We start from the raw sequence: 24,293 nt of genomic DNA on the forward strand, positions 1-24,293 counted from the left end.
CGACGTTCGCAGGCTCAGGATACGGTGGCGTATCCATACGCCACCGTATCCATACGCTGTAGTATCAAAGGGGGACCGGATGGAGCACAGGGGGATTCGCCGGGTGGTCACCGGGCACGACTCCGCCGGCAAGGCCCGCGTGGTCGAGGACCGTGCGGTCGAGCCCATCACGTCCGAGTTGATGCCCGGCTGTGCGGCCTACCGGCTGTGGGGGCGGGACGAGCGGCCCACGTTCCCTGATGACGGCTCGCCGCGCCGCGCCGAGGCGTACTACCCGCCGCGAGACGGGTCGCGCTTCATGGTCAACACCATCGCGCCGGGTGAGCTGGTCCCGGCTCCCGATCTCGACCAGGCCGCGGCCCTGGCCGAACTGGAGCGGCTGATGCCGGGCGCATGGGCTGCCATGGAACCCGGCGCGCCGGGGATGCACACCACCGACAGCATCGACTACGTGCTGATCGTGTCGGGCGAGATCACCCTGGAGCTCGACGACGGCGAGCGGACGGTGTTGCGGGCAGGCGACGTGGTCATCCAGAACGGCACCCGGCACGCCTGGCGCAACCACGGCACCGAGTCCTGCACGATCGTCGGCGTCGCCATCGGCGCGGACCGCACCGGTCCGCACAACCCGGCTCAATGATCCGGACCACTCGACAGTACATAGGGGTACCCCCAGACGGCGTTACCCCCTCGGCACGTGGTCTTGTCGACAGTGGCCAAGGAGGTGCGGCGGATCCGGGGGCGGCGCCTGCGCGGAACCCTGAAACCGAACTGGGCCGCCGCCGAGACGACGCTGCGCCGCATCGCGCGGGAGCGGGAGGAAGAACTCGGCATACGCAACGTCGAAGTATTGGCAACCAAGGTCAGTGTCGATTTCGCGCTTATCTCGCAAGGCAAGGCCAAGGAGGCGCTGGCGTCCACCACCGCCCTGCTCCCGGTGCTGGACGAGAGGCTGGGCAAGCACCATCCGATCGTCCTTCGGGAGTACTACGTGCACGGCTTGGCCTACTACCAGCTGGCCAAGTTCGATGAGGCGGTGGAGGCGCTGGGACACGCTCACCGTGGACAACTCGGCGCGCTCGGGATCGCCCACCCGGAAACCTTGCGGACTCAGTTCGAATTCGCGATGGCCCTCAAGCTCCGGGGTCACAATGGCGACAACGAGCGAGCGAACGTCTTGCTCGACGAGGTGGTGTCCCAGGCACGGTCGGTCATCGGAAACCATGACGATCTGCCTTGGCAGGCGTTTACCGGAGCGACGCTGGCTCGGTTCCAGTGCCGGACGCTGTTGCGGCTGGCACACCGTGCGAACCACAAGCACAAGTGGTGATCGGTCGAACCGTTGGGAAGGCGAGCCCTTGTGAATCGACGAAGCCTCGCGCCCGCGTGATCGGCGTGACAACGACCACAACCCGGTCTGGCCCGCGAAATCTCCAGGCAACATACCGGAGACGCGAGGAGGCGGCGGTGCTCAACACCGGGGACACGGCCTGGTTGCTCGGCTCGGCGGCACTGGTCATGCTCATGACACCGGGCCTCGCGCTGTTCTACGGCGGCATGGTGCGCGCCGGCAGCGTGCTGAACGTGATGATGCTGACCTTCGTCTGCCTGGCCGTCGTGGGCATCGTGTGGCTCCTCTACGGCTATTCACTCGCCTTCGGAAACGACGCCTTCGCCGGGTTGATCGGGAACTTCCGGTTGGCCGGACTGCACGGGCTGAGCGAAGCGACCGTCGGACCCGACGGACACAAGGTGCCGCTGCTCGCCTTCGCCGCCTTCCAGCTGATGTTCGCGGTGATCACGGTCGCGCTGCTCGTCGGCGCCGTCGCCGAACGCGCGCGCTTCTGGCCGTGGCTGCTGTTCGTGGCGCTCTGGGTGACGCTGGTGTACATCCCGCTCGCGCACTGGGCGTTCGCCTTCGACGGCTTCGCCGGGCCGGGCACGGCCGGCGGCTGGCTGGTCAACCGGTTGCACGCGCTGGACTTCGCCGGTGGCACCGCCGTCGAGGTCGACTCCGGGGCCGCGGCGGTGGCGCTGGCCGTCGTGATCGGCAGGCGCCACGGCTGGCCGAGCCAGGCCGTGCGGCCGCACAATCTCCCGTTCGTGATGTTCGGGGCCGGGCTGCTGTGGTTCGGCTGGTTCGGGTTCAACGCCGGATCGGCCCTGGGCGCTTCCGGTGTCGCCGCGACCTCGTTCGTCAACAGCACGCTCGCGGCGGCGACCGCGGTGCTCGGCTGGCTGCTGGTCGAGCAGTTCCGCGACGGTAAGCCGACGACCTTGGGTGCCGCCTCCGGCGCGGTGGCGGGCCTGGTCGGCATCACCCCGGGTTGTGGCTACGTCGAGCCCGTGGGCGCCGCGGCGATCGGTCTCGTCGCCGGTGTGGTCTGTTCGGTGGCGATCGGGCTGAAGTACCGGCTGCGCCTCGACGACTCGCTGGACGTGCTCGCCGTGCACGGCGTCGGCGGGCTGGCCGGGCTGATCCTCATCGGACTGTTCGCGACCAGGGCGGTCAACGGCGCGGGCGCGGACGGCCTGTTCTACGGCGGCGGGCTCGATCAGTTGTGGCGCCAGGCGGTCGCCGCCTTCGCCGCGTTCGGCTACTCGCTGGTGGTCACGTTCGGGATCACCTGGGCGATCCACCGCACGATCGGCCTCCGCGCCGGGCGCGAGGCGGAGTTCGACGGGATCGACGAAGCCGAACACGCGGAAGGCGCTTACGATCTTGCGGTGCAACCCGGTCGGCGGACTGCGGTAGCCCGTGCCGTGGAAGGGGGACAAGCATGAAACTGGTGACCGCGGTCGTGCGTCCGTTCGTGGTCGACGATCTCCGGGAGGCGATGGACCGGCTCGCCGTGCTGGGCATGACGGTGACCGAGGCGCGCGGGTACGGCCGTCAGAAGGGGCACGTCGAGGTCTATCGCGGTGCGGAGTACTCGGTGGACTTCGTGGCGAAGGTGCGCGTCGAGATCCTGCTCGACGACGAGTTGGTGGACCGGGCACTGGAGGCCGTGGTGGCCGCCTGCCACACCGGCCGGATCGGGGACGGCAAGGTGTGGGTCACCCCGGTCGACACCGTCGTACGGGTGCGCACCGGCGAGCGCGGCCCCGACGCGATCTGAGCCGGGCGCGGCCGTTGCCCCGCGTGTTCGGAATTAGCGGTGCGCGCAGCACCAAGATTGTCCCGTGGACGGCGGGTAGGGCCAAGCCTTGGACCTATGTCGCCAGGATCGACGGTAAGTCGCGGAGGTTTCGCAAATGATCCGTGTCGAGGTACGCACCGCGCGGGGCGACGTACTCGAATCGACTTCCGCTGATCCGGATTTCGATCCTGTACAGCTCGTTGTCGATCGTGACGCCTATCCAATCCTGGGGCACCTGGACCCTTACGGTGACACCTTTCTGAACCGAATGCAGGCCAAACCTCTGAAGGCCGAGATCGCCAGAGTCCGGATGGAGGACACCCGGTTGGTTCGCTGAGACGCTTTTCGCGTTGTGTGACATGTGTCTTGCGGGGCCGCATCGTTTCTTGCGATTTGTCGGCGATTGAGCGGGTGTGTCGCGTGGGGGAGTGCTAACCGGGCATGCCCTGTTTGCCTGTACGTCGCTTCGACCTGCGGCAGCCGACCCTGGAGCGAACCCAAGGCCCGAACCCGCCGATCGTCGTCCGCCCCCACCAGGATTAGGCGTTCGAGTGCGCGCGGCCTCAGACCCGGCAACTCGAACACTACGCGGATGAGATTCTTCAGACAGAAGAAACCGCTTCAGGAGGGTCGCCCTCGAATGCCACACGCGCCAAATCGCGGAGGAACCCCGTACGTTGGCGTGGGCGGAGTGGTTCGAGCAGGCGTTGCTGGACGACCTCGACTTTGGGATGGATGCTTTGCAGCCACGTGGTCGCTTCGCGGGTGAGCGTGAGGATCCTTCCCCGGCCGTCGGTGGGATCCGTTTCGCGGGTGATCCAGCCTCGCCCCGCGAGCCTGTTGACAATGTCAGTGGTAGTCGAATTGTCGAGCGCCGCGAATTCGCCGAGTCGCCGTTGATTGATTTCCGGCTGCCGGCCGATGACGCGGAGCACCGCGTACTGCGGTCCGGTCAGCCGGCCGTCCATGATCTCGGCCCAGTAGGAGGTATGGACTTGCTGCGCACGGCGGATCAGGTGGCCGGGCACAGTCAGCCCGAGGACCGGGTAGGTGTCCTGGGGGAGGTCGCCCAGTTCGCCGGGCATCAGCCGCGCGACCGCGGTCAGTTCGTTCATGAACGCCGTTCTCCGCGATTCCGGGAGGACCGCCAGCAGGGCGTCTTGCACAGCGCTGATCTGCGGGGTGATGGACGACAATGCTATTGAGGCGGCCTCGGTCAGCGACAGCAGATAACGGCGGGCGTCTTCGGGGTCGCGTTCACGCCTGATCCACGCCTTCCGTGCCAACCGGGCCACGACGTCCGCGGCCGACGACTTGTCCAGCGACGCCAGCCTCGCGATCTGCTGCCGATCGGACCGGGGAAAGGTGGCGAGCACGGACAGTACGGCGTACTGGGGTGGGGTGATGTCTCCGGGCACCAATTTTCCCCACAACACGTTGTGCACCGCCTGGCTCCGGCGGATGAGATAGCCGGGGACCGACACCAGGGGTGTCGACGCGGACGACGCCGTGGCAACGGATGGTCGATCATGGCCGCGGGCCGTCACTGGGCACTCCTCTCCAACAATATGCGCAAGCGTACCCAGGGCTTGGGCCCTGCCGGCGAGGGCGCGCTCGCAGCCTCCGTGCGGAGCCTGCCCATCGCGATCCCGCAATAGTACGTATACGGACACATGATGCCGACAGATCCTTGGAAAGGCCAGAACTGAGAGACATCTTGCCTACTCGTAGATAGTGCGTGTACGGTCTTACTTGGTCGAGGCGTCGGGCTCGGTGTGCAGGACGCACGGCGGTTCGGCACAAGTTCCCATCCCCGGCTCGACGACGCCGGAATCGTGGGTTGCCCGGAAACCACGTACTCGTCGGCGACGGGAACATTTCGTGGCCCGGGACGAGAAATTGTTTGCCGGCATCCAGAAGGCCGATCCTGATCGGAGCGATATGGCGACACGACAGTTCAAGACCACGGATCCGGACTTGGCGGTCCTCTACGAGAAACTCGCCGAAACCTCACTGCAACCGTTGTGGGAACTCAGTGGACTTCTTACCGCGCAGCCGGTCGTGCGTGGTGTCCCGTACCGATGGGCTGGGAAAGAGCTGCGTGAACTCGGTGCCAGGGCAGGCGAACTGGTGCCCGTCGATCGTGGCGGTGACCGGCGGGTTCTGGCGTGCTGCAACCCCGGGCTGGACGGCGCTCCGTACGCCGTCTCGACGCTGTGGGCGGCAGTGCAGTACCTGCGGGGATTCGAGGTCGCCCCGGCGCATCGGCATACCCCGGCCGCGCTGCGATTCATCGTCGAAGGGGAAGGCGTGTGGACCCTCGTCGATTCGGACCCGCTGCACATGAGCACCGGCGACCTCGTCCTGACTCCCAGCTGGACCTTCCACGAACACCACAACCCCACGGCCGCCCCGATGATCTGGATGGACGTGCTCGACCTGCCGGTCGTGGCCGCGCTCGACGCCGTCTTCTTCGAGGAAGGCCCCTCGGAAGACGCCGACCGGGCAACCATGCGCCAGTCCTCTTCGGAGGCCTGGTTCGGCGGCGGCCCCGGACTGGTCCCGGTCGGCGGGCCGGACTTGCCGGCCCATCGTTCGCCACTGCTGGCCTACCGGTGGGCGGATACCGAACGCGCGCTCGAAGCACAACTGGCCGTGCGCGCCGACGGCCACGCCCGGATGCGTTACAGCGACCCCGTCCGCGGTGGTGATGTCATGCCGACAATGCGCTGTGAGATGGAGCGTCTCCGTCCGGGCACGATGACCGCGTCCGTCCGCCAGACCGGCGGGCAGGTGACGTGCGTACTGCACGGTACGGGACGGATCACGGTGGGGAGTGGCGAGCAGGCCCAGGTCTTTTCCGTCGAGCCGGGTGACATCGTGGCGATTCCTTCCTGGGCGCCACGATCGGTCATTGCCGACACCGAGCTCGACCTGTTCACGACGAGCGACGCGCCGGTGCTCGAGGCGCTGGGCCTCTTTCGCGTCGAGACGGTCACAGGAGCGAAAGCATGACCACTACCACTGTGCCGGTCCTCGTCGTCGGTGGCGGTATCGGCGGGTTGGCCACCGCCTTGTCGGTCGCGCGGCACGGTCGGCGGGTCCACGTGCTGGAGCGGGCCGGGGAGTTCACCGAAATCGGTGCCGGCCTTCAGTTCGGACCGAACGCGAGCCGGGCGCTGGCCGCTCTCGGCGTGTTCGACGACATCCGCCCGCTCGCGGTCGCGCCCCGTCGGGCCGTCATGAGGGACGCGGTCAACGGGAACCTCTTGACCTCGCTCGACTTCGGAACGAGCTTCGAACGCCGCTACGGCTACCCGTACCTGGTCCTGCATCGCAGCGACCTGCTCGACGCGCTGCTGGCCGCATGCCGTGCCCACGACCTGGTCACGCTGGAGACCAAGCGGACGGTGGTCGATGCCGAAATACGCGCCGACGGAGCCACCGTCTTCTGTGCGGACGGAGCGGCCTACGACACCGAAGCGTTGATCGCGGCCGACGGCCTGCACTCCACCTTGCGGGGCAAGGTCGTGCGTGACGCCGCGGTGTGCGGCGGTTATGCCGCCTACCGTGGCACAGTGCCGATGACCGAGGTGGACGGCGCGGTCGCACCCGAGGAAGTCGTGTTGTGGGTGGGGCCCGGCGTGCACACCATCCAGTACCCGGTGCGGGGTGGTGAGCTGTGCAACCAGGTCGCGGTGTTCCGCAGCGAAAGATTCCACAGTGGACATACAGAGCCGGGACAGTGGGGCACTCCCGACGAGCTCGACGCGGCGTTCGCCGGTGCCTGTGACCCGGTGCGCGCGGCCGTGGCACGGATCGGGCGCGATCAATACTGGCCGATGTACGACCGCACCCCGGTCGGCACCTGGATCCACCGACGGCTTCTGCTGACCGGCGACGCGGCCCACCCGATGCTTCAGTACCTCGGCCAAGGCGCGTGCCAGGCACTGGAAGACGCCGTTGAACTCGGTTACCGGCTGGAACTCCACGGCAACGACATCGACGCCGCGTACCGCGAGTTCGAGCGGATCCGCCTGCCCCGCACGGCGCAATGCCAGACCAGGGCCCGGCCCTGGGGCGAACTCTGGCACACCGATGACCCACTCACCGTCGGACTGCGGAACAGGCTCCTCGCGCTCCGGAAACCCGACGACTACAGCGAACTCGACTGGCTCTATGCCGCCGCGCCGGCCGAAACTCCGGTCACTGTTCCCTGATTCCGTCCCACCAAGGAGAAACCCTGTGCGTTATCTGAGTTTTCGGGATTCCGCCGGCCGCACGCGCGTCGGCGTATCCGGCGCTTCCGGAGTTCACGGCCGGCAGATCCGTGACCTGACCGACCTGCTGCCGGCCGGCGACGGTAGCCCGATGCGCCGGCTGATCGCGGTCGCCGGATCGGGAACCGACCTGGACGCCCTGGCCGTGGGCGCTCCGCTGGTGGACGCCGCGTCCGTGACGGTGCTCCCGGTGGTGCCTGACCCGTCCAAGGTCGTCGCGGCGCCGGTGAACTACCGCAACCACCAAGCCGAGATGAACGAGGCGAGCCACATCGACTCGCTCGGCGTGTTCCTCAAGGCGCCGTCGTCGGTTCTCGGGGACGGCGGCGTGGTGCGGCTGCCCTATACCGACCGGCGGTTCGACCAGGAAGGCGAGTTCGCCGCGGTGATCGGCCGCCCCGCACGCGATGTGCCCGAGGACAAGGCGCTCGACTACGTCTTCGGTTACACCTGCTTGCTGGACATGACCATGCGTGGCGGCGAAGACCGTTCGGTGCGCAAGTCTTTCGACACCTTCACCCCCCTCGGACCGACCATTGTGGACCGGCACGATGTCCCGCCGATCGACGAACTCGAACTGCGGCTGTGGGTGAACGGTGCGCTACGCCAGCGAGCCGATCTGAAGGATCTGATCTGGAACGTGGGAAAACTGATCTCCTACGTCTCGTCCGTGATGACGCTCCACCCGGGCGACATCGTCACCACCGGTACTCCGGAAGGAGTCGGCGCCGTCCACCACGGCGACCGCATCGAGGTCGAAGTCACCGGGCTCGACCGGCTCACCGTCTCCGTGTCCTCACAAGGAGCGGGCTTGTGCCCGACCCGCGGCGCGGGGCAGGGACCCAAGCCCCCGGCCGGCCTCACGCCGGTCAGCGAACGCGCGAAGTGATTTCGGCCGACCGTCGCGAGAAGATCCACAATGGACCTGGCGGCGTCGAGGGCAGGCTTTGCCGGGCTCGACGCCCTAGCGCGCCGCCAGGTACGCGCGCGTCTCCTCGACGAGTTCGGTGTGGATCGGGAGCGGCGGCCGCTCGGCGTGCGTGAGGCTGAACACGGGCATCGACAGATCCCCATCCGCCAACGGGATCGCACGCAAGGTTCCTTGGTGGAGCTCGTCTTCGACGCAACTGCGGAAGAGCAGGCATGCGTCGACGCCGTTGCGGATCACGCGTTTCATTGCCTCCGGGTGCCCGAGCTCCATCACGGCGCGCTGCGGGGGAGCGCCGCATTCGACGAGCTGACGGTCGACTACGTCGCGCGCGACACTTCCGGCGAATGGCGCCACGAGGGACAGCTCCGACAGGTCGGCCAGCTTCAGCTCGTCAACCCCGCCGAGCTTGTCCGGCGCCGTGACCAACACGATCTCCTCGCGGCCGATCTCCTCGGAACGCACGTGTGGGTGCTCGTGGCCCGTGCCGGCGATGACGATCCCGAGATCGCACTTGCCCGATTCCACCGCGGCGAACGCCATCTCGGGATCGGACACGCTCATGGTGATGATCGCGCGCGGCCGCTCGCGGCGGAACTCGGCCAGGATCGGCGGCATCAGGTAGCTACCGACGGTGAGGCTCGCCGCAAGCGAGAGAGTGCCGCTGTTCGCATCGTCGAGGTCGTCGAGCCTGCGCATCAGGTCACGCGTCCCCGACAGCATCTCGCTCGCCCACTGGTGCACCTGTTCCCCCGCCTTGGTCAGTTTCATCCGCTGGCCATCGCGGTAGAGCAGCTGGACACCGAGTCGTTCCTGCAGCGAGCGAAGGTGACCGGAGACCACCGACTGGGCGACCCAGAGATGATCCGCCGCACGAGAGACGCCGCCCAGTTCGATGACAGTGCAGAACACCTCGAGCTTCTGCAGGGTGATGCGGTTGTCATAGCGAGATGAGACCCGGGCAGGCGACACGGGATCCACATCGGTACCGGTCCGCTCGTGTGTTGCAGCACTCATTTTGCCACCCTAACTGATGAGAGGCTCACCAATGATGACCAATCCGACCCGGCATTTCGTCGAGTGGGCGGAACCGGAGCCCTCAGAGCAGTTTGTCCACAGTGATGGGTAGGTCGCGGACCCGGCGGCCGGTCGCGTGGCAAACCGCGTTGGCGATCGCCGCGCCCACTCCGGTGATCCCGATCTCGCCGACTCCACGCGCGCCGGCGGGCGCGAGGGGATCCGGGATGTCGGTCCACATGACCTCGATCCTCGGCACGTCCAGGTGGACCGGTACGTGGTAGTCCGCCAGACTGGCGTTCATGATCCGGGCGGTCCGCTCGTCGAACACGGTTTCCTCCATGAGCGCGAGGCCGATCCCCATGATGATCCCGCCGCGGAGCTGGCTTGCGGCGGTCTTGGGGTTGAGGATCCGGCCGCAGTCGTAGGAACCGACGACGCGATCGACGCGGGTCTCACCGGTGACCTCGTTGACCCGGACCTCACAGAAGACCGCACCGAAGGAATGCATCGAGTGGGCTTTCATTTCGTCCGGTTCGGCGGCGGAGGCGAGTGCGGACACCTCGTCGCATCCGGCGCGTTCCAGGATCCGCGTGTAGCTCTCCCAGCGGCTCGGGTCGGCGAGCTCGCAGAGTCCCGAGTCGCGGCAACCCACTTCGTCCGCGGTCAACCCGGACAGTGGCGAGTCGTCACCGGCGAGTTTGAGCAGCTGTGCCACGAGTTCGCGCTGGGCGGTGACCACCGCCGCGGCGATGGTCACCGTCTGCGCGGAAGCCCCGGCCTGAAAGGTGCCGGGGAACGACGAGTCACCGTAGGCGACGGTCACCTGGTCCAGCGGCAGACCGAGGCGCTCCGCGGCGATGATCGTCTGTGTCGTCGCGGTGCCCATCCCCATGTCGTTGGCCGCCACCTGCACCGTCGCATGGCCCGAGTCGTCCAGCGTGATGCGCGCGCCGGCGCCGGGAAAGCGTTGGTGTGGATACGTCGCGCTCGCGCAGCCGAGCCCGATCAGCCATTCACCGTCCGGGTGCTCGCCCGGCGGTTTCCGCCGCTCCCAGCCGAAACGTTCGGCACCGGCGCGCCACGCCGCGACGAGCTGGCGGGACGAGTACGGCAGCCCGGTGCCGGGATCTCGCTCGGGTTCGTTGCGGATTCGCAGTTCTATCGGGTCCATGCCGAGTTCCGCGGCGAGCTCGTCGATCGCCGATTCGAGCGCGAAGGTGCCGACCGCCTCCCCGGGCGCGCGCATGAAGGAGTTGGCGACCATGTCCACATCGGACACTCGTTGGTCCGCCTTCAAGGTCTCGGTCGAGTACATGATCCGAGCGGGCAGCGTGAACGGCTCGGCGAGGACGTTGTACGGCGTTATCGCGGAGATGCCGGTATGGATCAGCGCGGTGAAGCGCCCGTCGCGGTCGGCGCCGATCGCGACTCGCTGTTCGGTGTTGGTACGACCGCCGACCAGCCGGTAGACGCCCTCGCGGGAAAGGGCCAGCCGCACGGGGCGCCCGGCGAGCTTCGCCGCGGCGGCGGCGAGCACGTGGTGGGACCACACCGTCTTGCCCCCGAACCCGCCGCCGACGTAGGGCGAGCTGACGTGCACCTGGTCCTCATCGATCCCGAAGACCTGGGCCAACGTCCAGGCGTGCGGTTTGACGGCCTGGCTGGAGTCGTGGACGACGAGGTCGCCGTCGATCCAGGCCATCGTCACGGCGTGGGGCTCGATCGCGTTGTGGCTCTGGCGCGGCGTGCGGTAGACGAGGTCGACGGAGTGGGCCGCCTCGGCGAGCGCCGCTTCGGCGTCACCGACGGTGACGCTGGTCGGCCGGAACAGGACGTGGTCCGGTTTGCGGGGATGGGCCTTGGCGTCAACGAATCGTCGTGGCGCCGAGGAGGCGTAGGTGACCTCGATCAGCGACGCCGCATGGTCGGCCTGCTCCTGTGTCGCGGCGAGGACGACGGCGACCGGTTCGCCGTTCCAGTGGATGCTGTCGTCCTGCATGATGGGCAGGCTGCTCCAGCCGAAGGACTTCGGTCCGGTCAGGAACGAGGGCGCGGGGTTGATCCGCGGAGCGTTGCGATAGGTCATGACGAGCACGACACCGGCCGCGGCCTCGGCGGTGCGCGTGTCCAGCGCCGTGATGCGCCCGCGAGCGATCGTGGCGTACCGCAGCGCGGCATAGACCATTCCGTCGAACACGTATTCGGCGGCGAAACGCGCCTCACCGAGGACCTTGGCCCGTCCGTCCAGGCGCGATACTGGCGAACCGATGAGCCGGCGCGGGGCGCCGAGCACCGGGTCGGGACCGACGCCCGGAGTCCAGCCCTCCGGGGCGACCGGCACTACGGGTTGGAAGGGGCTGGTGCTCACGTGCGGGCTCCCTCGGTCAGTTGCCGCAGGACGGCGACGATCGTGCGGCGGGCGAGGCCGACCTTGAAGGCGTTGCCCGCGAGGGGACGGGCTTCGGCCAGTTCGGCGTCGGCCGCCCGAGCGAAGTTCTCCACGGTTGCCCCGCCGCCTCGCAGCATCTCCTCGGCGCGCCACGCCCGCCAGGGCTTCGGGGCGACCCCGCCGAGCGCCAGGCGCACACCGGTGATCGCATCACCGTCGAGATCGAGTGCCGCGGCGACAGAGACAAGCGCGAACGCGTAACTGGCACGGTCGCGTACCTTGCGGTAGGTCGAACGCGCGGCGAACCCGGGCGCGGGCAGTTCCACGGCGGTGATCAGCTCGCCGCGCTCGAGAACCGTTTCGACGTCGGGACGATCACCAGGCAGCCGGTGCAGGTCGCACAGAGCGACCGTGCGCTCGCCGGCTGAACTGCGCAGGTGCACTACGGCGTCCAAAGCGGCCAGTGCGACGCACATGTCCGAGGGGTGGGTGGCCACGCACGAGGGCGAGGCACCGAGGATCGCGTGGTCGCGGTTGATGCCCTCGACCGCATCGCAGCCCTCGCCGGGGGAGCGCTTGTTGCATCGCGCGCCGTCGGTGTCGTAGAAGTACGGACAGCGCGTGCGCTGCAGCAAGTTGCCACCGACCGTCGCCATGTTGCGAATCTGCCCCGAGGCGCCCGCGACGATCGCGCGGGTGAGCATCGGGTAGCGAGTGCGGACCGCGGAGTGCTCGGCCACCGCGGTGTTGCGCGTCGCCGCCCCGATCAGCAGGCCACCGTCGGCGGTCTCCGTGATACTCCGCGACAGGCCGGACACGTCGACGAGCGCCGTGGGTCCCTCGACGTCCTGGCGCATCAGGTCGACGAGATTGGTCCCGCCACCGAGGTAGCGCGCGCCGCCCTCGGCCCGGCGGATCGCGTCGGCGGCATCGACGGCGCGCGAATACCCGAACTCGATCACCGGAGCCGCCTCGCATAAACCTCGGCGATGGCGTCGACGATCCCGTTGTGGGCGCCGCAACGGCAGAGGTTGCCGCTCATCCGCTCACGCAGTTCGTCGTGGCTGAGCTCGATGTCGGTCGCCGCGAGATCCTCGGTGACGTGGCTGGGGACCCCGCGGGCCACCTCCGCCGCCATGCCGACCGCCGAGCAGATCTGACCGGGGGTGCAGTAGCCGCACTGGAACCCGTCGTCGTCGATGAACGCTTGCTGGAGCGGATGCGGCACACCGTCGTTCGCGAGGCCTTCGATCGTGGTCACCTCGCGCCCTTCGCACTGCACGGCCAAGGCCAGGCAGGCGAGGATGCGCTCGCCGTCGACAAGCATCGTGCAAGCGCCGCACGCCCCTTGCGCGCATCCTTTTTTCGAGCCGTACAGCCCGAGATGCTCGCGCACGAAGTCGAGCAGCGAGACGCGGGCGTCGGCGGGCACCGGTGCCTCGACGCCATTGAGCATGATCGGCACGATCCGTCCTCTTTCCACGAGAAGCCGATGACGGCGAGGCCGCGCGAGCCTGCGCTGCGGAGGAGCGTTCGCGGCGACCGTGGCCTTCGCCTCCCCTACGAGGCACCGTAGTTCGAGTGCCGAGCGGACTCCAATACGTTTTGGGGCCGTCGGTCATCGGGCGTTGGCGATCGCGCGCCGGGTTATCGCCGAACGCGGATGACCCGGCGGGGGATTCATACTTCCCGGGGCGGCCGGCGCGGCCTACTTTTCACCAGAGTTGCACTGGCATCGACGGAGATGGAGGCAACATGAGTGTCGGAAAAGGAACCGCGTCGGCGCCCTGGATCAGGCGCTACTACGAGCTCTGTGGCGCGAAGGACATCGATCGCGCCATGGAATTCTGGGCACCGGAAGGAGTGCTGCGGTTCGCGAATTTCGAACCGGTCGTCGGACGGGAAGCGATTCACTCCGTATTGGGCGGGATCGTGGACAACTGGGTCAAGGAGACCCATACGTTGCTCAACCTCTGGGAACTACCGGGCGGTCTCGTCGTGTTCGAGATGGACGTGGCGTTCGACCGTCACGACGGGTCCCATGTGGTCGTTCCCGGCGCCGCGGTCTGTCAGGTCGAGGGCGAGCGTTTTCTCGAACAGCGCATCTACGTCGACATGTCACCGGTGTTCGCGCCGTCCGACGCGACGGCAGGCGTCGTTTCCTGACGCTCTTGGAGCGCGCCGGCCCGTGTGCGCCCCGACCAGGCCGCACACGGGCCGGGTGCCGATTCGTACTTCTGTCAGAGGGACTCATCCATGAAGATCATCTGCCTCGAAGAGCATGTCTCCACGCCGCCCTTGGCCGACGCATGGACGGCGCGCTCCCTGCCGTTCGGCGGGGGACCGATCGCCGGCAAGCTCGCTGATCTGTCCGGCACACGCCTGGCCGCTATGGACGATGCGGGCGTCGATGTGCAGGTGCTCTCCTTGTCGGCGCCCGGACTCGAAGCGCTGCCCCCCGCTGAGGCCGTGGCGCTCGCACGCGATGCCAACGACCGGATCGCCGAAGCGGTCGCGGCCCATCCCGACCGGCTGGATGGCTTCGTCAGCCTGCCCACTCCGGACCCGGCCGGTGCCGCCGCGGAGTTGCGTCGCGGTGTCGAAGACCTGAATTTCCGTGCCGGCTTCATGTTCGGCCGGGTCGGCGAGCGCAATGTGGACCATCCCGACTTCGACGAACTGTGGGCCACGGCCGCGGAGTTGCGCGTCCCCCTCTACCTTCATCCGTCCTCGCCCCCTGGCGCCGTCAAGGACGCCTACTACTCCGGACTCGGGAACGAGGACGCGGATTTCCTCTTCTCCGCGGGCGCCATCGGCTGGCACTACGAAACCGGCATCCAGCTGTTGCGCATGATCTACGGACGGGTCTTCGATCGCTACCCGGACCTGCAGATCATCGTGGGGCACTGGGGCGAACTCGTCCTTTTCTATGCCGAACGCGTACAACTGCTCGACCAGGTGATGCGTCCCCCGCTCGACCGATCACTCACGGAATACCTGCGCGAGAACGTTTATTACACGCCGAGTGGAATGTACTCGCCGCGGTACCTGGCGTGGACGATCGACCTCGTCGGTGTCGACCGGATCATGTTCTCCACCGATTATCCCTATCTCCCGACCATCGGCGGAGGCGCTTCACGAGCCTTCCTGGAGAAGTCGGCCCTGCTGACCGAGGCGCAGCGGCACAAGATCGCCTACGGGAACTGGGAGAGGCTCACCGGCCGGGTGCACTCCTCTCGACAAGCGGTCGATCACGGCTCCGACGGCGTGCGGTGAAGACCAGGAAGTAGCCGCGGGCCGGCTCCGGCATGATTCCGCCGCGCGAGATCGGACAACCTCGCGCGGCGGAATCATGTCCGGGGTCTCAGACTCCCTGGCCTACGGACTGCCGGGGCAACCGCAGGCTGTGTTCCGCCTGCTCCACAGTGGCCAGTGTTCTTCCTACGCTTCGTACCAGGTCGACCGCGCGTTGGACGAGCGGCTGGTTCCCGGCTGCCTGCTCACCCTTGGCGATGTGCAGGGTGTCTTCCAGCCCCGCGCGGGCGTTACCGCCCAGTGCGAGTCCGATCGCCGTCAGCTGGAGGTTCGCGCGGCCGATCGCGATGACCTGCCAAACGCTCCCGGCCGGGAGCCGGCGCACCATGGTCAACAGATTGTCGGCCGTGGCCGCCATACCACCACGCACTCCCAGCACGATGCTGAACTGCAGAGGCTCGTCGAGCAGCCCCTCGTCACGCAGCCGCAGGCACGCGTCCAGGTGGCCGGTGTCGTAGATCTCGAGTTCGGGCTTGACACCGAGTTCGCGCATGCGCGCCGCGAGGCGACGCACGTCCTTGGGCGGGTTCCTGAACTCACCCGCGCCGAAGCTCATGCTGCATGGATTGAGAGTCGCCATACGCGGCCGCAACTCGACAAGCCGTTCCCTCTCTTGGAAAGGCACCTCGAGACCGACGCCCGTGGAGAGTTGCACAAGGATCGGGCATCGCTCGGCGATGAGGTCGATCGTTCGCCGCGCGATGTCCAGATCGGCGGTCGGCCGATCATGCTCGTCACGCAGATGAAGATGCGCGACGGAAGCGCCGGCCTGGTAGGCCTTTGCCACCGCGTCCGCGATCTCGTGTGGTTGAGTCGGCAAACTCGGGTTGTCGCTCTTGGTGGCGAGCGGTCCCGTCGGGGCGACCGTGATGACCGCGCTCACGCGTCGTCCTGCTTGAGAGGGTGAAAGAGGCTGGTCTCCATCAACTCCGCGGCCGCGAGTCCCTCGGAAGTCAGCCTGAGGGTGCCGCCACTCTCGATGAGCCAAGCCAGATAGCCGCCCTCGGGATCCTCACGGGGACCCCAGTGGGCAACGGCCTTCGGGATCCAGATCCCGCTGCCGGGCTTGGACAGTCCGCCGTACGGAGCGGGTCCGCGGAAGTAGAAGACAATCTCGTCGTAGTCGGCATTGTGATGTTGCGGCGGACGGCCGCCCGGCCGGGAACTCAGGGTGTAAAGGAGCAGATCCTTGGTCGGCGTTTCCGCGAAATGCAACGGTGGGCCGCCGGCGGGCAGATAGGCCACCGGCTGGATCTCGGCCAGGTTGACCTTCCAGACCGGTGGCTGACCGTAGACGACCTCCGTCATGGCCAGCGGGTCGCGCGGCATCGTGAACCGCGTGAAGCCGTCGGCGGTCCTGATGAGCAGCGTCGTCTCCCCGCTTGCCCGGGACGTGCGCGTCGGATCGGGGCGGCGAACGGAACGGGCCGCGTTGATCATTCCCGGCTGCGCCAGCGGGTTCATCGACACCATCTCGGGCGTCTCGATGATCGCGCGAAGCGTGGACTCCGTCGTCGGGACCACCCGGTAGGACGCCGCACGCGGCAGGAACACGAAGTCGCCCGGCACCACCGAAAGGGTGCCCCAGTCGGTCACATAGTCGAGTTCGCCCTCCTGGACGAAATGGACTTCGTCGTACTCGGCGTTGCGCCACACGAACGGTGTCGGCTCGGACCGGGCCGACACCGAGAGGGTCAGATCGTTGCGTGAGCGGGCGAACACCGTGGGAAGCTCGGCGGGATCCGTCGCATCGGCCGCCTTGATCGCGGTGAGGTCGATACGGTGGGGGGCGTGTGGGCCCGTTACCTCGGTGTACTCGTTGATGGGGTGCGGTCGGAGGGTGACGACGAAGTCACCGAGGAAACCCTCCCTGCTCCAGTTGTGCGGGTAGGTATTGCCGTCCATTCTGTCCTCACTTCTTGCCGAACTTCGTTGTATCGGTCGTTGTGCTCGCGGCCGGCCGTCAGTGGCCGGCACCCGCGCATTCACGTGCCGGGACCGCGCACCGCATTCGTAGTGGCCAGCGTACGGCGGAGCGCCCCGGCCGTGATACCTGTCCGCGGTGCTCCGAACAGCACCGTCCGTCCTGGTACGAGTTATAAGCCGCACCACTCGGCCCGGACAAATACGAATCGGCCGCCGAGCGATCGGTGACCAGCGATGCCCGCGAACCGCTGTCGCCGCTTACCCACCGTCCGCGGCCGGATACCCGGCTCCGCGGCGACATCCGTGCCGGACTGGCCGGGCCGCATCCCGGCGCGATGGACCCGACTCACGAATTTCGTTTTCGTGTGGTGAATCGCGATTCCACCGGAGAACTATTCGCCGCCGGCGATGGCCTCACGGGTGAAAAGCGATTGCTTTGAGGGAACACTCGACCGGCGGCCCGGGAGGGAAGTCCTTTTTTGTTGCGTATTGACATTTCTCCCCGTAGGCTGCGATTAATGACGAACCGTGACAGCAGGTCCGGTGCGTACCGTGGGGGGTTAATCAGGAGATAGGGTTTCGCAATGACGCACCCCAACTCGGCTTCGCGCGGCCAACTGGGCCGCGCCGTGCTGTCGAGCTATCTCGGCAGCATGATCGAGTACTACGACTTCACGCTCTACGCCGCCGCCTCGGCGGTCGTGTTCAACAAGGTGTTCTTCACCAGCCTCGATCCCTTGGCCGGCACCGTCGCCAGTCTGGGCACGTTCGCCACCGGGTACTTCGCGCGACCGCTGGGCGGCATCCTGTTCGGACATTTCGGTGACCGGCTCGGCCGCAAGCGCATGCTGGTCCTGAGCATGACGATGATGGGCCTGAGCAGCACGCTGATCGGTGTCCTGCCGACATCGGCGCGGATCGGGGCCTGGGCACCGGTTCTGCTCGTCCTGATGCGGGTGATCCAAGGCGTGGCCGTGGGCGGCGAGTGGGGCGGTGCGGTGCTCATGTCCGTCGAACATGCCAGATCGCGACGTGGCCTGTGGGCGAGCTTCACGAACGCGGGCGCGCCAAGCGGAATTGTCGTGTCCACCGTGCTGATGGCCGTCTCGGCCGGCGCCACCGGGGAGCGGGCATTCCTGAGCTGGGGATGGCGGATCCCGTTCCTGGCCAGCGTCCTGTTGCTCGCGATCGGCCTCATCGTCCGATCGCGCGTCGCCGAGACACCGGTGTTCGCCGAAGCCGCCGATGCCAAGCCCGCACCGGCACCGCTGCTCGAAGTGCTGCGCCACCATCCCCGGCGCTTGCTCCTCGCGATCGGCATCGCACTGGGCACCTACGTCGGCCAAACCACGCTGACGACCTACGTCATCTCGTACGCGATCCATGCCGGATTCCCCCGCCAGACCGTGCTCAACGCGCTCACGGCCGCCTCGGTCGTCGCGGTGGCCGGCATCATCGGGTTCTCCGCGCTGTCGGACCGATTCGGACGCCGTCCGCTGATCATCGCCGGCGCGGCCGGCATGGCGATCTGGGCGTTCGTGCTCTTCCCGTTGATCGACAGCCGGTCGGCGTTCCAGCTCACCGTCGCCGTCGTCGTCGGGTTGGGCATCGTGTGCGCCTGCATGTCGGGCCCGCTCGCCGCGCTCTTCCCCGAACTGTTCCCCACCCGGGTCCGCTACACCGGCGCCTCCCTCGCCTATCAGATCGCCGGTATCGGCGGCGGTGTCGCACCGGTCGTGTTCGCCTCGATGATCGCCGGAGGCGGGGGCACCCTCCCCATCTCGATCATCATCGGCGCTGGGTGCGTCCTGACGATGGGCTGCGTCTTCGCCCTGCGCGAGACCTCCAAGTCCGACCTCGGCGAACCGGCGAAGGTCAGCGAGGTCGCCGCCCGTATCTGAGCGACGAAGGGCCCGGCCCGCGGATCCTGTCCGCGGCCCGGCCCGTCATTTTCCGGTCTGTGACGACAAGGAGGACACCATGGTGGTCGGATCGGGTTCAGCCCGGGACGCATGGATCGAGCGCATGTACCTGCTCTGCGCCGCTGACTACACCGACGGCGCCGAGGAGGACGGGGAGCCCGAGGGGCAGTTGTGGGTCTCGAATGAGGACCCTGTCAACGGCAGCGAAGCGATGTGCACGGAGTTCGGCGAGACGGCGGGTCACCAGCCCCGGCAGACACACACAGTGCTGGCCCCCTGGGGCGTCGTCATGTTCGAGCAGGACGCGGTGCCCGGCTCCCATGATGTGTGCACAGTGGACGGTCGCGTGGCCTCGCTCGGCCGAGACGGTGACGGGCGCTTTCCCGAACTGCGTGCGCACGTCGATATGTCCCCGGTCTTCGCACCCGCCCGACGGGACGTCGCTGCGCGCCCCCAGACATTCGGCGCCTGAGCGGAGCACCGGTTTCCACGACAGCGTCCCGGGTATGCCGACCACGACGGAATTCCTTGTGGTCGGCATACCCGGGACTTGTTTTCCGTGGTAGCCGGTCGAAATCAGGACTTATGCGCTCCGTCGGGGATGATGGGAAGAAGCAGATGGCTGTCATAGCGGCCACCAGTGTGGATCCGGTGCTGTCCGCGGTTGACGGAGTGTTCGTGCGCCTGCGCCGGTCCGATGTCGTAGCGGTGGATGTCCCGCCCCTGGACGATGAGCCGGAGTGTCTCGCCCGCCTCGAACAGCGTCGACGACGGCCAGATTTCGATCTCGACTGCCTCGGGCCGGCCCCGGCGAAGCGGCAGTTGCCGTTCGTGGCGCAGCCGGGGCTGCCACGGTGTCGAACGCTCCTCGTCGAGTTCGCGGTGGCTCGCGCGCAGCCACCCCAGCGCGACTTGGCCGTCGTTCATCATCGACCAGTACGGGAAATGCACCTGCGCACCGTCGCGATCAAGCTTCTGCAGTGCCACGAACAGGTCCATGTCGTCACTGTCGTCGGTCTCGACAAACAGCCGCAGTTTCGCGTAGCCGGTGACCTCAGTGCGGGCGTCGAACCGGAGATCGAAAACAGCGCGCCCGTCCTCGGCACCCGAGTCGTAGGCGACCGACGACTCGACGGCAGGCGGCTGGGCCAGCAGGCGACCGTCACGGGCGTCCAGCGCGTAGGGACGATAGTCGGTGCGGGCGAGCGGCCACTCGCGCTCCGCGCGCTCGACGCCCTCGTAGTAACGCTCTCGGACCTCGACACGCACCGGCGGCCAGCTGTCCACCTCATCGTCGGCGTCCTTCAGAAACCGGTCGAAGAACGCCTTCTGGCGACGCAGGCTCTCGGGCCGGTAGTAATACTGCCACTTCTTGCGCCCATGGACCTCGAGCCATTTGTGCGCGGAGCTCAGTTCGCGCCAGGCTTCGATCGTCCCACGCGTGTGCAGTCCGTGGTCCCCCCAATCGGTGACGCAGTAAGCGGGCACGTCGATCACCGAGAGATCCGGGACCGACTTGCTCCGGTTGTAGTCGTCGAGCATCAGGTGCGCGTCGTGCATCGCGGGCAAATCCTCGACGCGCCCAGTCCCGCACCGGCAGGACCACTGCGTGAACCTGACGAACCGGGTCTCCGGTATACCGCCGTGAAAGAAGTACTCGCGATAGCAGTCACTCCACCCTTCCCACGGGTTGATGGCCGCGAGATGGGGCGGCCGCGTCGCGGCGACGCGCCACTGGATGACCGCGAGGTAGGAGACGCCGGTCATCCCGACCCTGCCGTTGCACCACGGCAGGGCCGCCGCCCACTCGACGAGGTCGTAACCGTCGTCACCCTCCTGCTCGCTGAGGACGACCAGGTCTCCCTCGGACATCCAGGAGCCGCGGGAGTCGGCGTTGATGACGGCGTATCCGCGCTTCGCCCACCACATCGGGTCCGGCCCCTCCCACACCGTGTGCCGGGAAATCGCCCCGTCGGGCACGTCGGCACCCGGGAACAGGTGAAAGCCCTTCGGTGCGTGCTTGCCGTAGGGATTCAGCGTCAGGATCACCGGAATATCGGTGCCGGTGGGTGGCCGGAATATGTCGACGTAGACGGTCACGCCGTCGCGTAGCGACACGGGAACGTCCCGCTCGATGAGAACGCCGTCCTCCTCGACCAACTCGCCCGTTCGAAGGCCCGGATGCCCGCCCTCGGCGGGATCAAGCGCTTCCATCCAGATCATCTCCGGCAGGATCCGGTCTGCCAGGCGCGGGGTTTGGGGGGTACTCATGCTGGGGCCACTCCAGATGCGGAAGCGGATTGAGGCTTCATTTCGAACCACGCATCAGCCAACCGGCGGGGGCGCGCCGATTGCCACCAGGCCGGCGGCCGGCCTGACGATCCGGCGGCCGATCAACCACGTGCCGTCGACATAGTCGAAATCGTCCTCGGAGTAGCCGATGGTCACGAATTCGGCAGGCCGGGTGTCGCCGAGGTGCTCGTTTACGACGAACCATTGCCAGGACGTCACCGAGGTGAGAAGCCGCGGTTTCCCGTCGGTCCACACGAAGCGATGCTGGCCGACGACATGGGCCGTCATCTCCTGGGCCGCCATCGCCTGTTCCAAGAAGGCCGCATATTCGGAGCGACCATGGAAGACCAGAGGCATCCCCTTCATGTCGTAGGCGATGTCGGCGTCCTTAGTGAAGCACCGGCCGGCCAACTCGGCGGGCTTCTTCTTGTCGATGATGTCGAAATAGTATAGATAGGTGTCCCAGCACTCGCGCTCGGCCTTCAGCGTCTCGAAGAAGGAATCCGGCCTCGAAAGGTCCCCGAGCGCGATCTCCGCGGTGTCCGACATTGTTCGGTGTCTCCATCTCCGTCGATGGTGCAACTCTGGTGAAACATAAGCCGCGCCGGCCGCCCCGGGAAATACGAATCGCATGCCGGGCCATCGGCGTTCGGCGATGGCGGGGGCGCGATCGCCACTGGCGACGCCGAAGCGGAGCTCGCCGACGCGGCCCGATCCGGGATATCGCTGAACGCCGATGGCCTCGCGGCCGATTCGTACTTGTCCGGGTGGGAATACGCGGCTTTCATCACAGCAGAGCGGCCATTGAACGGCGACAAGGCCCAGCAACGACATGGAGGGCTCGATGCACTACTTCACGCCCGACGCCCGGATCCGATTTGCCCGGAGCATCGGCGCACTGGTGGCGCGGACACTGCTCGCTATCCCGTTTTTCGCCGGTGGGCTCTCCTACAAGCGGACGGCGAAGATCCGCGAGGACGTCGCCAGGAAGCTCGGCATCCCCGCACCGGAACTCGCGACGCGAGCGGATGCGGCGGTGAAGCTGGTCGGCAGCGTTCTGCTCGCTGCCGGGGTGCGGCCCCGGGTGATATCGGCGATCCTGGCTGCCAACCTGATCCCGACAACGGTCGGCGCCCACGCGTTCTGGGAGTCTGACGACCCGCTGGAGCGCGAGAAGCACAAGCAGCAATTCATGCTCAACTCGGCCATCATCGGTGGCCTGGCCGCCATCGCGACCACACCACGCACCGGCACGATCTTCCCCTCGGCGATGTCGCCGTCTCCGTGGGGAACGGACAGGGCCGCCGACCCCGTCCAGTCGAATCAAACCCATTGAACCAAGTGAGGCGGTGCAAGACATGCGGCTCGAGGGCAAGCGTGTGCTGATCACGGGGACCGCGGGCGGCCAGGGGGCGGCCGCGCAGGAGCTGTTCGTCAGGGAGGGCGCCCGGGTCATCGGGTGCGACGTACAGAAGGGTGGCGCCGAACGATCGGCAGCGGTGCTTCGGGACCAGGGCCATGACGCGACCGGGTACACAGTGGACCTCACCGACCCCGAAGCGGCCGAGGACTGGATCGAATCGAGCGTCCGAGAGCTGGGTGGCCTCGATGTGTTGTACAACAACGCTTCCGGAGCCGGGTTCGCACCGTTCTCCGAGATGACCCTGGATCTCTGGCGCCATGTCATGAGCGTCGAGCTGGACATCGTGTTCCACACCTGCAGGCCGGCGTGGCGCCATCTCCTCGACGGCGGCGGCTCCCTCATCAATACCGGATCCGTCTCGGGCATGCGCGGGATCGGCGCGAGTGGGCAGGCCGCGCACGGTGCGGCGAAGGCCGGCGTGATCGGGCTGACGAGGAGCCTGGCCGCCGAGGGCGCTGAACATGGGGTGCGCGCGAACTCGTTGTCGCCTGGCTTCATCAAATCGCCCGCCACCGACAAGTACGTTTCGGCCGAGCAACGCGCCTACAACCTGTCCCACCACCTGATCCGCCGTCCGGGAACGTGTGACGAAGTGGCACACCTCGCCCTGTACCTGGCCTCCGACGAGTCCGTGTGGGTCACGGGTCAGAACTTCGTGATCGACGGCGGGCTCACCGCCGGCGTCCGCTGACCGGTCATTCTCCGGAAGTCCGGAACGAACCGGCCCCCCGCTCCGGCGGCTGTCCTACTGATTCCAGGTGTGGAAGCCTTGGCCGGTCTTGCGCCCCAGGTGTCCACTGGCGACCTTGTCGCGCAGGAGGCGCGGTGGCGCGAACCGGTCGCCGAGCGTCGTGTACAGGTATTCGGCGATCGCGAGGCGGACGTCGAGTCCGACGAGGTCCGTCGAGCGAAGCGGCCCCATCGGGTGGCCGTAGCCGAGTTCCATGGCCTTGTCGATCGCATCGGCATCGGCGACGCCTTCCTCCAGCATGCGGATCGCCTCGATGCCCAGCAGCACGCCGAGACGGCTCGTGGCGAAGCCGGGGGAGTCGCGCACGACCACATCGGTCTTGCCCAGAGTGCGGACCCAGGTGCGGACCTGGTCGACGACGTCCGCGGTCGTGCCGGCCGCGGTGACCACCTCGACCAGCTTGGACGCGGGGACGGGATTGAAGAAGTGCATCCCGAGGAACCGGGCCGGGTGCCGGAGGACGGCGCCGAGTTCGGTGATGGACAGCGAGCTGGTGTTGCTGGCCAGCACGGCGTGGTCGCCGACTACCTGCTCCGCCTGGGTAAGAACGTCGATCTTGAGGTCCGGCTGTTCCGGCACGGCTTCGACGACCAGTTCGGTGGCCGGTGGCAACGCCGCGATGTCGTCGATGACCGTCACACGGCCGAGCACGCCGTCCGGGCTTTCGGCGAGCTTGCCCCGGTCGGCCGCTTTGGCCAGGCCGTCGGCGATGCGCTGACGGGCCGCCGCGGTGTCACCGGTTTCCAGCACCGACACGCCGGCGCCCGCGGCGGCGAAGACCTGGGCGATCCCGGCACCCATTCGACCGCCTCCGATCACACTGACCGTCGTGGGCAGTCGGGTCATGTCTTTTCTCCGTTCCCGGAACCGTCCTCGGTCTCGAACGGGACCGCTTGGACGAGGGTGT

At 67.5% G+C, this 24,293-nt stretch carries 25 protein-coding genes; 15 read left to right on the top strand and 10 right to left on the bottom strand.

What is annotated here, in order from left to right; genetic code table 11:
* The first annotated feature begins 79 nt into the window (after window positions 1-79).
* The 5 genes from ACFSXZ_RS08930 (at window position 80) to ACFSXZ_RS08950 (ending at window position 3,477) form a co-directional block, all read left to right on the top strand.
* Window positions 80-640 (top strand): cupin domain-containing protein, encoded by a 561-nt coding sequence (locus ACFSXZ_RS08930; protein ID WP_378263251.1) that lies wholly within the window; start codon window positions 80-82, stop codon window positions 638-640.
* Between the two features lie 57 nt (window positions 641-697).
* Entirely contained in the window at window positions 698-1,330 is a 633-nt protein-coding gene (locus ACFSXZ_RS08935) for a hypothetical protein (RefSeq protein ID WP_378263253.1), read from the top strand.
* Window positions 1,331-1,467: 137 nt separating this feature from the next.
* Window positions 1,468-2,784, top strand: coding sequence for an ammonium transporter (locus ACFSXZ_RS08940; protein ID WP_378263255.1), 1,317 nt, complete (start codon window positions 1,468-1,470; stop codon window positions 2,782-2,784).
* Entirely contained in the window at window positions 2,781-3,119 is a 339-nt protein-coding gene (locus ACFSXZ_RS08945) for a P-II family nitrogen regulator (RefSeq protein WP_378263257.1), read from the top strand. The genes ACFSXZ_RS08940 and ACFSXZ_RS08945 overlap by 4 nt, the downstream gene beginning before the upstream one ends.
* 136 nt (window positions 3,120-3,255) lie before the next feature.
* Window positions 3,256-3,477, top strand: a complete 222-nt coding sequence (locus tag ACFSXZ_RS08950) for a hypothetical protein (protein ID WP_378263259.1) — start codon at window positions 3,256-3,258, stop codon at window positions 3,475-3,477.
* Window positions 3,478-3,742: 265 nt separating this feature from the next.
* On the opposite strand, the gene ACFSXZ_RS08955 is transcribed toward ACFSXZ_RS08950, so the two are convergent.
* Complete coding sequence (locus ACFSXZ_RS08955) at window positions 3,743-4,687, bottom strand: MarR family winged helix-turn-helix transcriptional regulator (RefSeq protein ID WP_378263261.1); 945 nt, start codon at window positions 4,685-4,687, stop codon at window positions 3,743-3,745.
* 394 nt (window positions 4,688-5,081) lie between these two features.
* Here ACFSXZ_RS08955 and ACFSXZ_RS08960 point away from each other — a divergent pair, with 394 nt between their 5' ends.
* Genes ACFSXZ_RS08960 through ACFSXZ_RS08970 form a run of 3 tightly spaced genes read left to right on the top strand, consistent with a single transcriptional unit; the run spans window position 5,082 to window position 8,309 of the window.
* A complete protein-coding gene (locus tag ACFSXZ_RS08960; RefSeq protein WP_378263262.1) occupies window positions 5,082-6,155 on the top strand; it encodes a cupin domain-containing protein in 1,074 nt (357 codons plus the stop codon).
* Window positions 6,152-7,360, top strand: a complete 1,209-nt coding sequence (locus tag ACFSXZ_RS08965) for an FAD-dependent monooxygenase (protein WP_378263264.1) — start codon at window positions 6,152-6,154, stop codon at window positions 7,358-7,360. The genes ACFSXZ_RS08960 and ACFSXZ_RS08965 overlap by 4 nt, the downstream gene beginning before the upstream one ends.
* A gap of 25 nt (window positions 7,361-7,385) precedes the next feature.
* On the top strand, window positions 7,386-8,309 hold the full coding sequence (locus ACFSXZ_RS08970; protein ID WP_378263266.1) for a fumarylacetoacetate hydrolase family protein: 924 nt from the start codon (window positions 7,386-7,388) through the stop codon (window positions 8,307-8,309).
* Window positions 8,310-8,384: 75 nt separating this feature from the next.
* Here the strand turns inward: ACFSXZ_RS08970 and ACFSXZ_RS08975 are convergent, their stop codons facing one another.
* From ACFSXZ_RS08975 to ACFSXZ_RS08990, 4 genes are all read right to left on the bottom strand, one after another.
* Window positions 8,385-9,329, bottom strand: a complete 945-nt coding sequence (locus ACFSXZ_RS08975; RefSeq protein WP_378263268.1) for a LysR family transcriptional regulator — start codon at window positions 9,327-9,329, stop codon at window positions 8,385-8,387.
* A gap of 118 nt (window positions 9,330-9,447) precedes the next feature.
* The gene (locus ACFSXZ_RS08980; protein ID WP_378263270.1) at window positions 9,448-11,736 is read right to left on the bottom strand and encodes a xanthine dehydrogenase family protein molybdopterin-binding subunit; all 2,289 of its coding nucleotides are present in this window, start codon (window positions 11,734-11,736) and stop codon (window positions 9,448-9,450) included.
* Window positions 11,733-12,719: an FAD binding domain-containing protein gene (locus tag ACFSXZ_RS08985; RefSeq protein WP_378263272.1), complete on the bottom strand. Its 987-nt coding sequence runs from the start codon at window positions 12,717-12,719 to the stop codon at window positions 11,733-11,735. The genes ACFSXZ_RS08980 and ACFSXZ_RS08985 overlap by 4 nt, the downstream gene beginning before the upstream one ends.
* Window positions 12,716-13,213 (bottom strand): 2Fe-2S iron-sulfur cluster-binding protein, encoded by a 498-nt coding sequence (locus ACFSXZ_RS08990; RefSeq protein WP_378264752.1) that lies wholly within the window; start codon window positions 13,211-13,213, stop codon window positions 12,716-12,718. Before ACFSXZ_RS08990 ends, ACFSXZ_RS08985 begins: the two co-directional genes overlap by 4 nt.
* A 299-nt stretch (window positions 13,214-13,512) precedes the next feature.
* Between ACFSXZ_RS08990 and ACFSXZ_RS08995 the strand changes: the two genes are divergently transcribed.
* Entirely contained in the window at window positions 13,513-13,923 is a 411-nt protein-coding gene (locus ACFSXZ_RS08995; protein ID WP_378263274.1) for a nuclear transport factor 2 family protein, read from the top strand.
* A gap of 90 nt (window positions 13,924-14,013) precedes the next feature.
* A complete protein-coding gene (locus tag ACFSXZ_RS09000; protein ID WP_378263276.1) occupies window positions 14,014-15,033 on the top strand; it encodes an amidohydrolase family protein in 1,020 nt (339 codons plus the stop codon).
* 88 nt (window positions 15,034-15,121) lie between these two features.
* Here ACFSXZ_RS09000 and ACFSXZ_RS09005 read toward each other — a convergent pair whose 3' ends face one another.
* Complete coding sequence (locus ACFSXZ_RS09005) at window positions 15,122-15,955, bottom strand: BKACE family enzyme (RefSeq protein ID WP_378263278.1); 834 nt, start codon at window positions 15,953-15,955, stop codon at window positions 15,122-15,124.
* Complete coding sequence (locus ACFSXZ_RS09010; protein WP_378263279.1) at window positions 15,952-16,977, bottom strand: hypothetical protein; 1,026 nt, start codon at window positions 16,975-16,977, stop codon at window positions 15,952-15,954. Before ACFSXZ_RS09010 ends, ACFSXZ_RS09005 begins: the two co-directional genes overlap by 4 nt.
* 245 nt (window positions 16,978-17,222) lie before the next feature.
* Between ACFSXZ_RS09010 and ACFSXZ_RS09015 the strand changes: the two genes are divergently transcribed.
* The 3 genes from ACFSXZ_RS09015 to ACFSXZ_RS09025 all read left to right on the top strand — a co-directional run bounded on the left by ACFSXZ_RS09015 (window position 17,223) and on the right by ACFSXZ_RS09025 (window position 19,392).
* Window positions 17,223-17,438, top strand: coding sequence for a hypothetical protein (locus tag ACFSXZ_RS09015; RefSeq protein ID WP_378263281.1), 216 nt, complete (start codon window positions 17,223-17,225; stop codon window positions 17,436-17,438).
* Window positions 17,439-17,582: 144 nt separating this feature from the next.
* Entirely contained in the window at window positions 17,583-18,899 is a 1,317-nt protein-coding gene (locus tag ACFSXZ_RS09020) for an MFS transporter (protein ID WP_378263283.1), read from the top strand.
* A gap of 79 nt (window positions 18,900-18,978) precedes the next feature.
* Window positions 18,979-19,392, top strand: a complete 414-nt coding sequence (locus tag ACFSXZ_RS09025; protein ID WP_378263285.1) for a hypothetical protein — start codon at window positions 18,979-18,981, stop codon at window positions 19,390-19,392.
* A gap of 104 nt (window positions 19,393-19,496) precedes the next feature.
* On the opposite strand, the gene ACFSXZ_RS09030 is transcribed toward ACFSXZ_RS09025, so the two are convergent.
* Complete coding sequence (locus ACFSXZ_RS09030; RefSeq protein WP_378263287.1) at window positions 19,497-21,191, bottom strand: CocE/NonD family hydrolase; 1,695 nt, start codon at window positions 21,189-21,191, stop codon at window positions 19,497-19,499.
* Between the two features lie 54 nt (window positions 21,192-21,245).
* Entirely contained in the window at window positions 21,246-22,046 is an 801-nt protein-coding gene (locus ACFSXZ_RS09035) for a nuclear transport factor 2 family protein (RefSeq protein WP_378263288.1), read from the bottom strand.
* 10 nt (window positions 22,047-22,056) lie between these two features.
* Between ACFSXZ_RS09035 and ACFSXZ_RS09040 the strand changes: the two genes are divergently transcribed.
* Together ACFSXZ_RS09040 and ACFSXZ_RS09045 are read left to right on the top strand one after the other, a co-directional pair.
* Window positions 22,057-22,548, top strand: a complete 492-nt coding sequence (locus ACFSXZ_RS09040) for a DoxX family protein (RefSeq protein ID WP_378263290.1) — start codon at window positions 22,057-22,059, stop codon at window positions 22,546-22,548.
* Between the two features lie 22 nt (window positions 22,549-22,570).
* A complete protein-coding gene (locus ACFSXZ_RS09045; RefSeq protein ID WP_378263292.1) occupies window positions 22,571-23,326 on the top strand; it encodes an SDR family NAD(P)-dependent oxidoreductase in 756 nt (251 codons plus the stop codon).
* A gap of 54 nt (window positions 23,327-23,380) precedes the next feature.
* Here the strand turns inward: ACFSXZ_RS09045 and ACFSXZ_RS09050 are convergent, their stop codons facing one another.
* Window positions 23,381-24,232: a 3-hydroxyacyl-CoA dehydrogenase family protein gene (locus tag ACFSXZ_RS09050; protein ID WP_378263294.1), complete on the bottom strand. Its 852-nt coding sequence runs from the start codon at window positions 24,230-24,232 to the stop codon at window positions 23,381-23,383.
* Between the last annotated feature and the right edge of the window lie 61 nt (window positions 24,233-24,293).

Source organism: Amycolatopsis pigmentata (assembly GCF_042684065.1).
GTDB lineage: Bacteria > Actinomycetota > Actinomycetes > Mycobacteriales > Pseudonocardiaceae > Amycolatopsis_E > Amycolatopsis_E pigmentata.

Bases quoted from the DNA above. Each gene is read 5' to 3' on its own strand.
- ACFSXZ_RS08930 (WP_378263251.1), top strand. From the start codon at position 80: ATGGAGCACAGGGGGATTCGCCGGGTGGTCACCGGGCACGACTCCGCC.
- ACFSXZ_RS08945 (WP_378263257.1), top strand. From the start codon at position 2,781: ATGAAACTGGTGACCGCGGTCGTGCGTCCGTTCGTGGTCGACGATCTC.
- ACFSXZ_RS08950 (WP_378263259.1), top strand. From the start codon at position 3,256: ATGATCCGTGTCGAGGTACGCACCGCGCGGGGCGACGTACTCGAATCG.
- ACFSXZ_RS08960 (WP_378263262.1), top strand. From the start codon at position 5,082: ATGGCGACACGACAGTTCAAGACCACGGATCCGGACTTGGCGGTCCTC.
- ACFSXZ_RS08965 (WP_378263264.1), top strand. From the start codon at position 6,152: ATGACCACTACCACTGTGCCGGTCCTCGTCGTCGGTGGCGGTATCGGC.
- ACFSXZ_RS08990 (WP_378264752.1), bottom strand. From the start codon at position 13,213: ATGCTCAATGGCGTCGAGGCACCGGTGCCCGCCGACGCCCGCGTCTCG.
- ACFSXZ_RS08995 (WP_378263274.1), top strand. From the start codon at position 13,513: ATGAGTGTCGGAAAAGGAACCGCGTCGGCGCCCTGGATCAGGCGCTAC.
- ACFSXZ_RS09000 (WP_378263276.1), top strand. From the start codon at position 14,014: ATGAAGATCATCTGCCTCGAAGAGCATGTCTCCACGCCGCCCTTGGCC.
- ACFSXZ_RS09010 (WP_378263279.1), bottom strand. From the start codon at position 16,977: ATGGACGGCAATACCTACCCGCACAACTGGAGCAGGGAGGGTTTCCTC.
- ACFSXZ_RS09020 (WP_378263283.1), top strand. From the start codon at position 17,583: ATGACGCACCCCAACTCGGCTTCGCGCGGCCAACTGGGCCGCGCCGTG.
- ACFSXZ_RS09025 (WP_378263285.1), top strand. From the start codon at position 18,979: ATGGTGGTCGGATCGGGTTCAGCCCGGGACGCATGGATCGAGCGCATG.
- ACFSXZ_RS09030 (WP_378263287.1), bottom strand. From the start codon at position 21,191: ATGAGTACCCCCCAAACCCCGCGCCTGGCAGACCGGATCCTGCCGGAG.
- ACFSXZ_RS09035 (WP_378263288.1), bottom strand. From the start codon at position 22,046: ATGTCGTTGCTGGGCCTTGTCGCCGTTCAATGGCCGCTCTGCTGTGAT.
- ACFSXZ_RS09040 (WP_378263290.1), top strand. From the start codon at position 22,057: ATGCACTACTTCACGCCCGACGCCCGGATCCGATTTGCCCGGAGCATC.
- ACFSXZ_RS09045 (WP_378263292.1), top strand. From the start codon at position 22,571: ATGCGGCTCGAGGGCAAGCGTGTGCTGATCACGGGGACCGCGGGCGGC.
- ACFSXZ_RS09050 (WP_378263294.1), bottom strand. From the start codon at position 24,232: ATGACCCGACTGCCCACGACGGTCAGTGTGATCGGAGGCGGTCGAATG.